Source organism: Dialister micraerophilus (assembly GCF_947090205.1).
GTDB classification, from domain to species: domain Bacteria; phylum Bacillota; class Negativicutes; order Veillonellales; family Dialisteraceae; genus Dialister; species Dialister micraerophilus.
In genome coordinates this window covers 1-16019 of record NZ_CAMUNF010000009.1, presented here as the reverse complement: position 1 = coordinate 16019, position 16019 = coordinate 1, and the positions used below count along the sequence as shown (strand labels likewise).

General features: G+C 38.7%; 8 protein-coding genes. 7 read left to right on the top strand and 1 reads right to left on the bottom strand.

What is annotated here, in order from left to right:
• Positions 1–296: 296 nt before the first annotated feature.
• From P6922_RS05035 to P6922_RS05020, 4 genes are all read left to right on the top strand, one after another.
• Positions 297–1223 carry a LysR family transcriptional regulator gene (locus P6922_RS05035; RefSeq protein WP_007555051.1) on the top strand — a complete coding sequence of 309 codons (927 nt, stop codon included), beginning with the start codon at positions 297–299 and terminating at the stop codon, positions 1221–1223.
• A 100-nt stretch (positions 1224–1323) separates the two neighbouring features.
• Complete coding sequence (metE, locus tag P6922_RS05030) at positions 1324–3606, top strand: 5-methyltetrahydropteroyltriglutamate--homocysteine S-methyltransferase (RefSeq protein WP_276874879.1); 2283 nt, start codon at positions 1324–1326, stop codon at positions 3604–3606.
• Positions 3584–4468 (top strand): methylenetetrahydrofolate reductase [NAD(P)H], encoded by an 885-nt coding sequence (gene metF, locus P6922_RS05025; RefSeq protein WP_276874876.1) that lies wholly within the window; start codon positions 3584–3586, stop codon positions 4466–4468. The genes metE and metF overlap by 23 nt, the downstream gene beginning before the upstream one ends.
• 361 nt (positions 4469–4829) lie before the next feature.
• Entirely contained in the window at positions 4830–5891 is a 1062-nt protein-coding gene (locus P6922_RS05020; protein WP_276874875.1) for an NAD(P)-dependent alcohol dehydrogenase, read from the top strand.
• Between the two features lie 174 nt (positions 5892–6065).
• Here P6922_RS05020 and P6922_RS05015 read toward each other — a convergent pair whose 3' ends face one another.
• Positions 6066–7430 carry an amino acid permease gene (locus tag P6922_RS05015; RefSeq protein WP_276874872.1) on the bottom strand — a complete coding sequence of 455 codons (1365 nt, stop codon included), beginning with the start codon at positions 7428–7430 and terminating at the stop codon, positions 6066–6068.
• 146 nt (positions 7431–7576) lie between these two features.
• Between P6922_RS05015 and guaA the strand changes: the two genes are divergently transcribed.
• The 3 genes from guaA to P6922_RS05000 form a co-directional block, all read left to right on the top strand.
• Positions 7577–9115 (top strand): glutamine-hydrolyzing GMP synthase, encoded by a 1539-nt coding sequence (guaA, locus tag P6922_RS05010; RefSeq protein WP_276874870.1) that lies wholly within the window; start codon positions 7577–7579, stop codon positions 9113–9115.
• Positions 9116–9459: 344 nt separating this feature from the next.
• The gene (locus P6922_RS05005; RefSeq protein WP_276874868.1) at positions 9460–10617 is read left to right on the top strand and encodes an MFS transporter; all 1158 of its coding nucleotides are present in this window, start codon (positions 9460–9462) and stop codon (positions 10615–10617) included.
• 527 nt (positions 10618–11144) lie between these two features.
• The coding region (locus tag P6922_RS05000) for an ESPR-type extended signal peptide-containing protein (protein ID WP_276874865.1) at positions 11145–16019 on the top strand (4875 nt) is incomplete at its 3' end.

Below are 16019 nucleotides of genomic sequence, written 5' to 3'. Positions count from 1 at the left end.
CTGAACAATGTCTGACAAACAGAAATACATACGCAGCAATAAGGAGCGGTAACAAATTCGGACGGACTGTCGAATTTTCCGAGAAGCAGTCAATGAAAAGATTGGAAAAATTTGAAATGAAGTTGAAGATGGAAATAGAATAGTTTATTATATAATTTTAACCATTGGAACAATTGAACGGGAATAAAGTTATGTAATTTATTTCGGACACAAACTGTCAATAAGAAATATTTTTATCATAACAATTGAATTTTATAAATAAAGCATAATAATATCTGAAAATAAGAGGTGATGTAATGACTTTGCAGCAATTACGATACATAATTGCCATAGCCGAAGCAGGCTCCATAACTTCTGCTGCCGATAAACTTTTGGTTTCACAGCCCTCACTGTCAAAAGTTGTAAATCAAATAGAAGAAGAAATGGGAATAACTATTTTTAACAGAAACAACAGAGGAGTTTATTTATCTGAAGAAGGACTGAGTTTTTTATCATACTCCAGACAAGTAGTAGAACAAGCGGATCTTTTGGAAAACAAGTACAAAAATAAAGAAAAACAAAGAAGAGTGTTTTCTATAACAAGTCACCACTATGCGTTTGTAGTAAATGCTTTTGTGGCATTGGTTAAAGAATACGGTGAAAACAAGTATGAATTTTCTTTAAGAGAAACTTTGACAAACAATATAATAGAAGACGTGAGAACATCACGATCCGAAATAGGCGTACTGTTTTTATCGGATTTCAACAGAAAAGTTATACTCAAGATGCTTGAAGATGCGGATTTGAAATTTACAAAATTATTTGCCGTCAAACCGCATATATTTGTATCGAGAAAAAATCCTTTGGCGAAAGAAAAAATAGTAAAACTGTCCGATTTGAAAAATTTTCCCAGACTTTTATATGATCAGGGAATAAAAAACTCTTTTTATTTTGCGGAAGAACCCCAACCCATAATAGATTCAAATAAAAATATTATAGTAACGGACAGAGCGACAATTTTCAATCTTATGATAGGTTTGAACGGATATACAATTGCTTCCGGAGTATTATCCTCAGATCTGAACGGAACCGAAATAGTTGCGATACCTTTGCAAACCGATGAAATAATGGAAATCGGATATATAAAAAATATAGACAGACCGCTTTCAAAAATATGTATTTCATATATAAATCATTTGAAAAAATACATTAAATTTTATAGACATAACCAAAAGTTATCGTGAGTGAAAGAAAATAAGTATTAACACATATAAGCTGTAACTTGATAAACTATAGCACAAGTTACAGCTTATTTTATTGTTATTTGAAAATCTGAGGAGACATATGAAAACATCAATTATAGGATTTCCCAGAGTGGGAAGTTTGAGAGAACTGAAATTCGCAACGGAAAAATATTTCAAAAAAGAAATATCAAGCGAAGAATTGGAAAGAACGGCAAAAGAATTAAGATTGCAAAATTTGAAAACCGAAAAAGAATCGGGATTGGACTTTATACCGTCAAACGATTTTTCTTTTTACGATCTTACATTGGATGCTGCGGCATTACTTAATATAATTCCACAAAGATATAAAGATTTAAATCTTTCGAATCTTGATACATATTTTGCGATGGCAAGAGGATATCAAGGTGAGCATGGTGACGTAAAAGCATTGGCGATGAAGAAGTGGTTTAATACAAACTATCACTACATGGTTCCTGAAATTGATGACAACACGGAAGTGAAACTTGTCGGCACTAAAGTTTTCGATGAATATCAAGAAGCGAAAACTGCCGGAATAAATACAAAACCGGTTTTAATCGGACCGTATACACTTTTGAGAAAAATAAGATATACGGGAAAGAAAAACGCAAACGACTTTATAAAAGATTTTATCGAAGCATACTCGGAAATAATTGTGAAGTTGAACAAACTCGGTGCAAAATGGATACAAATAGATGAACCGGAAATCGTATACGATTTAGATGAAAGTGAAATAAAATTATTTGAAAATTTATATGTAGAAATTTTGAAATCTAAAAAGAATACGAAAATTTTACTTCAAACTTACTTCGGCGATGTTCGTGATATTTACAATAAACTTATCGAACTTGATTTTGACGGAATAGGTTTGGACTTTATCGAAGGAATAAAGACAAGGGAATTAATAGAAAAGAACGGATTTAAAGAAGGAAAAATTCTTTTTGCCGGACTTGTCAACGGAAAATATATTTGGCGCAACAATTATAAAAAAACATTGGAAGCACTTAATTTCTTAAAAGAAAAGAATATAGAATTCGTATTGAATACATCATCTTCACTCTTGCATGTTCCGTACACATTGAAACATGAAGATAAATTAAAAGATGAATACAAAGAACATTTTGCATTTGCCGAAGAAAAATTGAACGAACTTGAAGAATTGAAAAACTTGTTCGGCAAAGACTATGAAAAAGAAGAAAGCTTTATCGAAAATCAGAAGTTATTTGCATCGGAAAGACCGGACGCATACAGGAAAGAAGTTAAAGACAGAGTTGCAAATATCAAAGAAAAAGACTATATTCGTACTCCGGAATTTGCCGTAAGAGAAAAAGTGCAAAGAGCGAGATTCAAACTTCCGCTTTTCCCGACAACGACAATAGGTTCATTCCCTCAAACAAAAGAAGTAAGACAAAACAGAAGAGATTTCAGAAAAGGTCTTATTTCACAAGAAAAATATATTGCATTCAACAGAGAAAAAATTAAAGAATGCATCGAAGAACAGGAAAAAATCGGACTTGACGTTTTAGTTCACGGTGAATTCGAAAGAAATGATATGGTCGAATATTTCGGTCAAAGATTGAAAGGCTTTGTATTTACAAATAATGCATGGGTTCAGTCATACGGAACAAGATGTGTAAAGCCGCCGATTGTGTGGGGAGATGTAAAAAGAGAACAGGCAATAACCGTTCCGTGGTCAAAATATGCAAACTCATTAACCGAAAAAGAAGTAAAAGGTATGCTTACCGGTCCGGTAACGATACTCAACTGGTCATTTCCGAGAGAAGACATAACCGTCAAAGAACAAACTTTACAAATTGCACTTGCCATTCGAGATGAAGTACTCGATTTGGAAGCAAACGGAATAAATATTATACAAGTAGATGAAGCGGCTTTGAGAGAAAAATTACCTCTCAGAAAATCCGACTGGTTCGGTGAATATCTGGATTGGGCAATTCCGGCATTCAGACTTGTACACTCCGGAGTAAAAGAAGAAACTCAAATTCATACACATATGTGTTACAGTGAATTTACCGACATTATAAAAGCCATAGACGATATGGATGCGGACGTAATTTCATTTGAAGCATCAAGATCCGACTTGAAAATATTGGATTCTTTAAAAGAAAACAATTTCAAAACGGAAGTTGGTCCGGGAGTATACGATATACATTCACCGAGAATTCCTTCTGAAGAAGAAATAAAAACACAAATAAGAAGAATACTGAAAAAAGTAAAAAAAGAAAAATTATGGATAAATCCTGATTGCGGACTGAAAACAAGGGGAGAAAAAGAAGTAAGAGAAAGCTTGATAAATGTAGTCAAGGCAGTAAAGGAAATCAGAGATGAGTTTAAGGGAAATATTTAATAGAAAGCAAGTATTTTCTTATGAAGTATTTCCTCCCAGAAAAAATGCCGGAATAGATTCAGTCTGCGAAACGATAAAAGAATTAAAAAAATTAAATCCCGATTTTATAAGTGTGACATATGGAGCTATAGGAGCGAGAAACAATACCGATACATTTAAAATTGCATCTCTTATTAAATCCTACGGAATAGAATCGATAACGCACCTTCCCTGTTTGGAACTGAAAAAAGAAGAAGTACTTCTGAAATTGGAAGAACTTCGAAAACTCGGAATAAATAATATTTTGGCGCTAAGAGGTGACAAACCGGAAGACGGATATCGAAAGGGAGATTTCAAGTATGCTTCGGACTTGATAACATTTATAAAAGAACATGGTGATTTCAATATAATTGCCGCATGTTATCCGGAAAAACACTCCGACTCCAAAAATATAGTTGAAGATGTAAAGAATTTAAAGATAAAAGTAGATGCCGGAGCAAATCAACTTATAACACAATTATTTCTCGACAACGATTACTTCTACGCATTCAAAGAAAGATGTGAGCTTGCAGATATAAACGTACCTATTGAAGCAGGAATAATGCCGGTAGTAAATAAAAGACAAATCGAAAAAATGACGAGTTTTTGTAAAGTTGAAACTCCGAAAAAATTTCTTAAAATGATGAATCGGTACGAACACAATAAAATAGCGATGAGAGATGCCGGTATAGCTTATGCAATAGATCAAATAGCAGATCTCATAACACAAGGAGTGGACGGAATTCACCTTTATACAATGAATAATCCGTATGTAGCAAAAAGAATTCATGAAGCAATCAATAATTTACTGCTTGATAAAACTGAATTTTTGAAAGAAGCATAAGCAAAAAAGGAGATAGTGAAAAAACTGTCTCCTTTTATCGTTATAGAAACCAACGTTTCGAAAGAATTATGTTTTTTTAAAATACTTTTGCTGTAGCCGATGTAAAGTCGGATAATAAAATTTTTGCGGTGGAATTTGTTGAAACTTTTGAAAATTCCGAGAATTTTTTGTATGTAAAAAGTTATAGTTTTTGCATGTATGATTAACAGTTAAAATAATAAATGAGAATAACTCATAAGTTTTGCAGAAAACAGTATTTATAAAAGTGCTTTCAATACGCTCTATTTGTGATTTTTTGCAAATGTTTATATAATAAGAGTATACTTATTAATTGTTGAGAATGAGGAGTGGAGGCATGTATATGAAAGGCTTTGCAATGAAAAAAATCGGAGAAGTAGGTTGGGTAGAAAAAGATCGTCCTGTTTGCGGACCTATGGATGCAATTTGTAAACCGTTGGCAATAGCTATATGCACATCGGATGTACATACTGTATGGGAAGGTGCCGTAGGTGAAAGAACGGATATGATTTTGGGACATGAATGTTGTGCCGAAGTTGTAGAAGTGGGTGAACTTGTTAAAGATTTCAAAGCCGGAGATCGTGTTTTGGTTCCGGCAATTACTCCGGAATGGAATTCCCTTGAAGCTCAGGCCGGTTATTCAATGCACTCAGGCGGAATGCTTGCAGGTTGGAAATTTTCAAATATAAAAGACGGAGTATTTTCTGAATTTTTTCATGTAAATGATGCTGACGGAAATTTGGCAAAGCTTCCTAAAGAAATAAATGTCGTAGATGCTTGTATGTTGTCTGATATGGTTCCTACAGGTTTCCACGGTGTTGAACTCGCCGATGTAAAATTCGGTGACGTAGTTCTTGTAATAGGAATAGGACCGGTAGGTCTGATGTCGGTTGCCGGTGCAAGACTGAGAGGGGCTTCACGTATTATTGCCGTAGGCAGTCGTCCGGTATGTGTGGAAGTTGCAAAGAAATACGGAGCCGACGATATTGTCAATTACAAAAACGGTTCAATAGAAGAACAGGTAATGAAACTTACTTCAGGTAAAGGCGTTGATTGCGTAATTATTGCCGGAGGTACAGTTGACACATTTGCTTCTGCCGTAAGAGTTGTGAAACCGGGCGGACATATAGGTTCCGTAAATTACTTGGGTGAAGGAGATTATATAAAGATACCGAGAATTGAATGGGGTGTAGGTATGGGACATAAATCCATCAACGGAGGACTGATGCCCGGAGGACGTTTGCGTATGGAAAAACTCGGTGCTCTTGTTGCAAGCGGAAAGCTTGATGTAAGTTTGCTTGCGACACATGTATTCCACGGTTGGCAAGAAGTTCCGAAAGCTGTTCAAATTATGAAAGACAAACCGAAAGATTTGATTAAACCGGTTGTTGTTTTTGAAGAATAAATTATTGAATTGCATATTCTTTTGCATTTCATTTATCGAATGACGAAAAACACCATGAATTTTGCGTAATAAGCAGATTCACGGTGTTTTTGTTTTATAAGGCAATTTTCAAGTAAAAAGCGGAGTAAGGATATTTCCCTACTCCGACATTTATTATAGTTTTATATGCGATTGTTATTTATTTAATTTATTCTTTACCGTGAAACGGTAACCTATATAAATAATAGCCAACCAAATCGGTGCCAAACAAACTGCAATACGGAATTCCGGCATTGAAATCATAACAAATATAACCAGTGCGAAATAACCTAAAGTAAGGATATTTGCGTAAGGATAGAAAATTGTTTTGTAAGATAAATTTTTCACGCCTTCAGCACCCAAAAATTTACGAAACTTGAAATGCGTTAAAATTATTAAAATCCAACTTGTAATAACGGCAACCGTAACGATACTCATTATATAAGTAAAAGCTTCGTGCGGAAGAATGTAACAAAGGAAAACAACCAAACTTACGAAAAACGAACTGAAAAAAACACCCTTCCACGGAACACCGTGTTTTGAAGTTGCAGCAAGAAACTTGGGAGCATTACCATGCAAAGCCATACTGTGAAGCAGACGTGCATTTGCAAATAAACAACTGTTATAAGCGGATAAAGCTGCAATAATTACGACAATATTCAATAAATCTGAAGCTATGGAAATACCTAATTTTGAAAAAATTTCCACAAAAGGACTTCCGTTTACTCCGACCTCATTCCAAGGATACAAAGTAACAAGAACGAAAACCGCACCGATGTAAAAAATCAAAATACGACCGAGAGTCATATTTACCGATTTCGGTATAGTTTTTTCGGGATTTTGAGCTTCACCGGCAGCAACACCTATAAGTTCGGTACCTCCGAAAGAGAAAGTTACAACCACGAGCGATTGAATCAAGCCTTTCCAACCGGTAGCGAAAAATCCGCCATGCTGCCATAAATTATGCAAACCGATAGGTGTAGACGATTCGGTACCTATTCCAGTTACAATCATAAATAAACCGAAAATTATCATCAAAGCAAGAGCGGAAACTTTTATAAAAGATCCCCAAAACTCAAGTTCTCCGAAAATTTTTACACTGAGTAAATTTATAATATTGACAATCAAAAACATTGTCAATGTGGAAATCCACGAAGGTATATCCGGAAACCAATGATGGACATACAATCCTATAACCGAGAGTTCCGCCATAGAAACCGCAACATGCAAAAACCAATAATTCCAACCGGCTATAAAACCGGCAATCGGACTCCAATACAATTGAGCATAATCCGGAAATGAACCCGACACAGGACGATAGACAGACATTTCTCCCAAAGCTCTTATTACAAAGTAAATAAAAATACCACCTATGGCATAAGCCAATGAAACTGCAGGGCCTGCCAATTGAATTGTTGAAGAAGCACCGTAAAACAAACCGGTACCGATTGCACAACCGAGAGCAATCATCTCAACATGACGACTTTTTAAATTTCGTTGTAAATTTTGCTTTTGTTCCATACTACCATCCTACCATCCTGTTATAATAAGATAAAATATAAAAAAATATAAAAATATTATACCACTTTTAAAAACAATATGAAAAGCATAAAAGTAAAAATGAAATATGATATAATATTGGAAAAAGTACAAAACGGAGGAAATTCATGAAACATCAGGAAATGATTGTAATTGTCGATTTCGGAGGTCAATACGCACAACTCATTGCAAGAAGAGTGCGTGAATGCGGAGTATACTGTGAAATACTTCCTTATACAAAAACGGCTGAAGAAATACTTAAATCCGCTCCCAAAGGAATTATTTTATCCGGAGGACCTTCAAGCGTAAATCAAGAAAATGCACCGAAAATTGACGAAAAAATATTCCATTCAGGAATACCGGTATTCGGTATTTGCTACGGAATGCAGCTCATGGCACAAACATTGGGAGGAAAAGTACAGAAACCGGAAAAAAGAGAATACGGACATACCGACTTCTATAGAGACGGAAGCTGTCCGCTTTTTGAAGGCGTATCAAAGAAAACCGCAGTATGGATGAGTCATGGCGACTCCGTATCTGAAATGCCGGCAGGATTCGGACTTTCCGGACACACGGACTTGACACCTACGGCGGCAATGTCAGACGAAGCAAGAAGACTGTACGGAGTTCAATTTCATCCTGAAGTAGTGCATACACCCGAAGGAATGAAAATGCTCGAACAATTCCTCTTCCACATTTGCGAATGCAAAGGCGGATGGTCCATGGGCAACTACATAGATATAGCAGTAAAAGAAATAAGAGAAAAAGTAGGAAAAAATAAAGTCATCTGCGCACTCTCGGGCGGAGTGGACTCATCGGTAGCGGCAGTACTCGTACATCGTGCAATCGGAGAACAACTTACATGTGTGTTTGTAGATCACGGATTCATGCGACTGGGAGAAGCAAAGCAAGTAGTAGAAACATTTAAAAACAAATTCAATATGAAACTCGTTCATATTGATGCATCGAAACACTTTATGGAACTCTTGGACGGAGTTACGGAACCGGAGAAAAAACGTAAAATCATCGGTGCTGAATTTATAAATACATTCCAAAGAGAAGCGGACAAAATAAAAGACGTAAAGTTTTTGGTACAAGGAACACTCTATCCTGACGTAGTTGAAAGCGGAACCGCAACTGCAGCGACAATAAAGAGTCACCACAATGTAGGCGGACTTCCGAAAGACATGAAATTCAAACTTATCGAACCGCTTCGTGAACTCTTTAAAGACGAAGTAAGAGAACTCGGAAGACAACTCGGTATGCCGGAAGAAATTGTCAACAGACAACCGTTCCCGGGCCCGGGACTTGCAATAAGAATTGTAGGAGACATAACCGAAGAAAGACTTGAAATATTAAGAAAAGCGGATTACATCGTTAGAGATATAATCAAGAAAAGAGGACTTGAAAAAGAAATTTGGCAATCCTTCGCAGTCCTTCCCGCCGCAATACGAAGTGTAGGAGTACAAGGCGATGAAAGAACATACGACTACACTGTAGGTATCAGAGCGGTAACAAGCTCGGACGGAATGACAGCCGACTACTATCGTTTCTCATGGGACGTTTTAGACGAAATGAGCAGAAGAATTTGCAATGAAGTTAAAGGTGTAAACAGAATAGTCTACGACATCACCTCAAAACCCCCGTCCACAATCGAATGGGAGTAAGCTTGTAATTACGATATCTGTTTATATTTAGTACAATTAAAAACGCTTTCAATTAACGGATTTACGGTATTGAAAGCGTTTTTTGCATGCGGTGAATTATAAAAAATAAAATTACAAATGATTTGTTTGTGTAAAGCCTTGAGAAAAGTAATCAATATGATAGTATCGGATGTGGTTGCAGGCAATGTGTTTTTCGAGAGAGTATTGAAGTATGGACTTCGTCATAAATGCACATGAAATGCAGTATAATATGTATTAACATTGTATAGAAGGACGGGTTTGTAAAATTCGTCTTATTTTTTTGTTATAATTATATTTGTAAAGCATATAATGTAGGTGATGAGATGAACGAGTTAAGAAATACGAAGAAAAATTTGCCGTTGCTTATTCTTATGGCAAGCATCACGTTAATGGCGATACTATGCGAGCTGATGCCTTCGGGTGTTTTACCTCAAATGGGTAAGATGTACGGTATATCCGACTCCAAAGCGGGAATTTTGGTAGGAATATATGCCGTGTCATCTGCCATTTTCGGTATATACCTGGTGTCCGCCACCATTTCATGGAGCCGTAAAAAACTTTTATTTTTGCTTTTGACAGGTTTTTCCATATCAAATATTATTGTGAGTTTGGCACCTTCCTTTGAAACTGCAATAGTCGGAAGATTGCTTGGAGGTATTTGTGCCGGGACTCTTTGGCCGATGATAACGGCATATGGAATGCAGCTTGTGGATATAGACGATCAGGGAAAAGCGGTCACGATAATTATGTCCGGTATTACCGTGGGTATGTCGGTAGGAATTCCTTTTATGACTTGGGTAGGTAATTATTTCGGGTATCGTGTGTCGTTTTTTATATTGGGAATTTCTTTGTTCATAATAGGTGTTTTTTGCCATATGAAGCTGCCGGAAATGTCAGGGGAAAAATTGTCAAAGCGTAATTCTCCTTTTACCATGCTTAAAAATTCAGGAATTATAGTTGTGATTGTATTGACTTTTCTCGGAGTGGGATCGAACTACGGGTTATATACATTTATTACAAATTTAGTGAGTAATCGCTTTTATCCCGATATTGAAATCGCTCAAATGTTTTTTGGTATAGGATCGGTTATTTCAGTATTTTTGACGATGAAATTTATTGATAAATATTTGTCGATTCTGATGATATCCGTGTACTTGTTGGGTGCCGGTACCATGGCTCTTTTTTATCTATGCCATGAAATCGTGTGCATTCATTTGGCATTTGTGTTGTGGGGAATTACATTCGGATCGTTAAGCAGTGTATATCAGACTGCAACGGCACGACAAGTGAAGGAAGGTGTTGCCGTTGCCAATTCCATACAGTCGACTTCATTTAATTTTGCTATTATGGCAGGTTCTTCAGGTGCAGGATATTTATTGGATAATCATGGGATTATGTCAATTGTGATTGCCGCTTTCGGGGTATTTGCCATAGGGCTTGTGATTTCATTGTTGTCCCAAAAAAAGTTTAAATCGGTTTGACGATAAATTTATATGTATAAAGGATATTTTTACTCAAGTTTGATTTACAGATACGGTTGATGAAAATCGTATCTTTTTTGTTTGTGATTTTTGCAATAAATGTGTTTGAAATAAAACGGTACAATCATTTTTGTTGAAATTATAAAGGAATAAAATAGGACGGTTGCTGAGTATCAAGCAAGAATTTAGGGGGGAAAAATAAAATTTTGTACACTTTTATAATTTGCTATAAAAATTTTTAATATTTATAGTATTTGTCAGTACTTATAACGAATATTTTATAAAATAGAAACTTTTGAATATAGCTTGTTTTCTTATGAGTCATGCAGTTTTATTAAATTTAAAATGTTGTTTATTTTGAAAGGAATTATGATAAAGTCTAAATAATAGGATTTTTAAATTGCTATTTATCATTTATTTATCTAAATAAATAATGTAAAATAATAGCGAGTATGTCTTTCTGTAAATTTAATTTTTTCGTAGAAAATGCAATATTATGTTTATTTTATAGATAAGGAGGATAATTAATGAATCGAATTTTCAAAATTATTTGGAGTAAGTCGAAACGAACATATATTGTCGTTTCCGAATTTGCCAATGCTTGCGGCGGAAAGAAAAAGCTGACAGCATCGGTGTTGGCATTCGTGATGGGAGTTTCCGCAGGTACGGGTTTTGTTTCTGCATTGACCCCTTCCGAAGAAAATATTGTGAAGGAAGTAATGAAACAGGTAGAGGCCAACTATGTGAAAAAGGGAATCGGAGACGGTACCGCAGTAGATAATGATGTGGTAAAAAATGGTGAAACTCCGGCAAAAGCAAATGCTGAACAATACGGTGCTGTAGCTATAGGCAGAAATGCACATGCGGTGCAATATCGTACGGTAGCTATCGGAGCCGGTGCAAATGCGATGATAGACGGCGGTATAGCGATTCTGGGGAATGCACTTCAAAATGACGGTATTTCTTTCGGCCGTGATTCGTATGCTCGCGGTATATCCGGAATCGCCATCGGTCGTGACACGCAGTCCGGACTCAATTCCATTACGATTGGCAGAATGGCGCGTGCCGCCTATAGTCGTCCCGGAAATATAGGGAATCCCGGGGCAAAAGTAACGTATCCTTTAGGCGGCGATGATCCGAATAATCCTGTATTCAATAAGAATGCCGTAGCCATCGGTACCAACGCCTTGGCAGGGGCCAGTAACATAGCATATCTTCTTGCCGGGGGTGAAGGTACTTATTTGGACTTTACCAGTACGGCGAACTTCTGGGCCAGTCGTATATATTCCCGTGCACAAATGACAAAAATAAAGGCAGGAGATAAAAAACCTATTTCCGATCGTTTTTATGGCGAAGGGGATATTAATGCCGCCGCAAAAGGCGATGGGGATTTGAAACTTTATGATGTTGTACGGGACAGCGGCACGGATCAGGTGGCCCTCGGACATCAAAGTCGTGCTATCGGAGATCAGGCCGTTGCCATCGGTTCCAATTCCATAGCGGGTAGATACAGTATCGTCATGGGCGGTAATACGTTTGGAGATGATAAGGATAATGACTCCTTTTATGCGATGTATTTAACCAAAGACGGTATTTTCAGAAAGTTGTCCGGATATAGACCTGTGGACAATAATCCTGGGAATTATAATGAAGGAACGACATATGCCGGTGAAGCTAGTGTGGCTATCGGTACGAAAGCGCATGTAATGATGACACAAATGGGAACGGCCGTAGGGGTGCTGGCTCGTATTGAACCGAACTCTTTCGGTGCTGTCGCCCTCGGTGCCGGGGCTTCCGTAGGAACGCAGAGAGGTCACGACAGTAATGGGGCGGTGGCTATCGGTATGGGCAGTTCTGCTAAGGGTATCGGGACGATTGCTTTGGGTAGTCGTGCAAATGCATATCCCGGTGGCGATATACACCGTATAACGGCTATCGGTTACGGTACGGTCGCCAACAATGCTGACAGCGTTGCATTGGGTTCTTTAGCGGAAGCCGACAGAGGATCCGACATGGCGGGATATTTCTACGGTTACAATTCGGCAACTATTGATAAGTCCAAAGAAGCCGGTTCTATACAGCTGAAGCTGAAAGACGGAGCGGCGGATTTGATTGAAAATTATGAAGTGAAGGTGACTCCGTCTGCTTGGGAAGTACCAAAGGCAACAGAAACGGATATTGAAAAAGGATTCCGTACACATGTGTATGAAGGCTTGAAAGGACCTGCGTTAAAGGCTAATGCCGGTGCGTTGTCTATCGGTAAAAAGGGAAGTACTCCGGATGCAGTGGATGCAATTACGCGTCAGATTGTCAATGTCGCAGCCGGTACGAATGATACGGATGCCGTTAACGTGGCACAGCTCAGAAACGTAAATATGATGATTGAAGCGGATTCTGCCGGTGCAGGAACACCGAAGGCTTTTAGCGACTTTTTGTTAGATAATTCACGTTTGAAAATTTCCGGACAATCATACCTTAGTACAGAACTTTCACAAGATAAAGAAGGGCCGCGTATTACCCTTAAAGCCAAAACCACGGAATTGGTCAGCAATCAAGACGGTACCTATACAACGAAAAATAATGAAGACGGATTGATTACGGCCGGTGAATTAGTCAAACGTATGAATGCGGCTAAAAAGGAACGTGACAATCTGGAAAAGAAAATAGGCGAGCTTGTTTATTTGAATGATAAAGGTGAAAAATTACAGCAAAAAGGCGGTAAGTTCTTTAAGGTAAATCCGGACGGTTCTTTGGATGAAACGAAGGAGGAAACACCGGCGGCTATTACAAGTAAACGACCGGGATTGCAACTGGCCAATGTGAACGGTGCCGTTACACAGTTAACACCGGACGGTCTTGCCGATTTATCCAACATTCCGAAAACGACCGGTGTAAATGTCGATGATATCAGTAAAATCGGCTGGATTTTAAGTGTTCCGAAAGATAATTATTCCGAAGCGGTTATTCATAATCGCAAAGTTTCTTTCTTTGGTAATGATTTGGCGAAAGTCACCGGTGCCGGTAAAGGCGAAGATCCGAGAAAAATTACGGTGACCGTTGACCGTAAAGAAACGGGAAAAGCAGTTGAACAGGAATTCCTCAATAACGGATTTACACAGATTCGTTATGTAGATGCCGATAATAAGCCGTTGGTTAGAGCTAAGGACGGGAAATATTATTATCCTGTCAGTCCTACAGATGATACACCGGATACGAGTAAACCGTCTGTAGAGCCGGCAGCTCGTATGGCGGATGTGGAATCTCATCCGACCGTTTTGAGCAATGTTAAACACGGTGCCGATGTGATTAATAAAACCGGTGATCCGACAGACGGACTGGCTGATTTGAGTAAAGACAGTCAGAGAGGTAATGTAGCAACTGTAGAAGATTTGCACAATTTGGGCTTTGTCATCAAGGGTAAAGCTGATGATGACAGTGATGTCACCGGACAGGTAAAACATGCCAATACGGTAGAATTTGCCGGTGAAGATTTGGCCAAAGTTATTACCGAATCTAAAGACGGTAAGCACAAAGTGACCGTTAAAGTAAATAAAGATGATGTTACACAGGCTGTAAATGCCGCCAATGCGCAAAAAGGGACTGCGCCGACTACGTATGTAGATAAAGATGGTAATCCGCTTGTAAAAGGCAATGACGGTAATTATCACAAAGTAAAAGATGACGGTACACTCGATAACGACACGACCGATCCGGCAGGTGTACGCTTAGGAGAAAAAGATACGCCCACTCAGCTTACGAATGTCAAACCGGGAACGAATGACATCACAGCAGAAGGCCCGACAAAAGGACTGGCAGATTTGGCAAATGCCGTATCCGGAACGGTAGCGACCGTGGATGATTTGAAAAAAATGGGATTCGTAGTTGCTGACGGAGCGAATTATCATGCCACCGTGGCAAATGCACAAACCGTGAAATTTGTCGGCGACGGCTTGGCAACGGTAACCGGTGAAACAAAGGGTGATATTCGCACATTTACTGTTAAAGTAGATAAAGACGAAGTGGCAAAGGCCATCAATGCGGACGGTGCTAAGAAGGGATCCGCTCCGACAACGTATGTAGACGAGAACGGAAATCCGCTTGTAAAAGGTGATGACGGTAAGTACTACAAACCGAATCCGGACGGAACTCCGAATACAGCGGCAGGAGAACAGAAACCGGCAGGCGTACGTTTGGGTGAAAAAGATAAACCGATCCAGCTTACCAATGTAGCACCGGCAACGGAAGCTATTAATAAACCAAATGACCCGACAAACGGATTGGCAGATTTAGCGAAGGCGAAAGATGGTACTGTAGCAACAGTGGCAGATCTGAAGAAATTGGGATTTGTCATTAAAGGTAAAGCGGAAGATGGAACAACTGATGTTGTTGCACAGGTAAAACATGCCGATACGGTAGAATTTGCCGGTGAAGATTTGGCAAAAGTCATTACCGAATCTAAAGACGGTGTAAGCAAAGTAACTGTTAAGGTAAATAAAGAAGAGATTGCCAAAGCGGTTAATGCAGAAAATGCGAAGAAGGGAGCCGCACCGACAACGTATGTGGATAAAGACGGCAATCCGCTTGTAAAGGGTGATGACGGTAAGTATTACAAACCGAAAGCAGACGGTACACCGGATAAAGACGGCGGAGCGGTCGATCCGGCAGGTGTACGCTTGGGTGAAAAAGATAAGCCCATGCAGCTCACTAATGTAAAACCTGGAACGAATGACATCACGGCAGACGGACCGACCAAAGGACTGGCAGATTTGGAACATGCCGTACCCGGAACGGTAGCAACCGTGGACGATTTGAAGAAATTGGGATTTGTTGTCAGTGCCGGAGATAATTATTCCGAAAAAGTACAACATGCTCAAGAAGTCAACTTTAAAGGCGAAGGCTTGGCAGAAGTAAGCGGTAAGACGGAAGGCGAAAAGAGAGTTATTACGGTTAAAGTCGATGACAAGAAAGTGGCTGATGCCGTAAAGAGCATTAACGATAAAGCCGGAAACGCTCCGACACAGTATGTAGATAAAGACGGAAATCCGCTTGTTAAAGCAAAAGACGGTAAATATTATCCGAAAGATAAGGTAGGCGAAGACGGACAGCCTACACAGGGTGCACAGGCAGTGGAACCGGCAGGTATTCAGGTAGGTGAAAAAGGTAAAACGACACAGCTCACCAATGTAGCTCCGGCAACAAGTGCCATTGATAAACCAAATGATCCGACTAACGGCTTGGCAGATTTGGCGAATGCGAAATCAGGTACCGTAGCAACCGTAGACGATTTGAAACGGGTAGGCTTTGTGGTAGCTGACGGCGGTAATTATCATGCCACCGTGACCAATGCACAAACCGTGAAATTTGTCGGCGAAGGTTTGGCAGAAGTAAGCGGTAAGACGGAA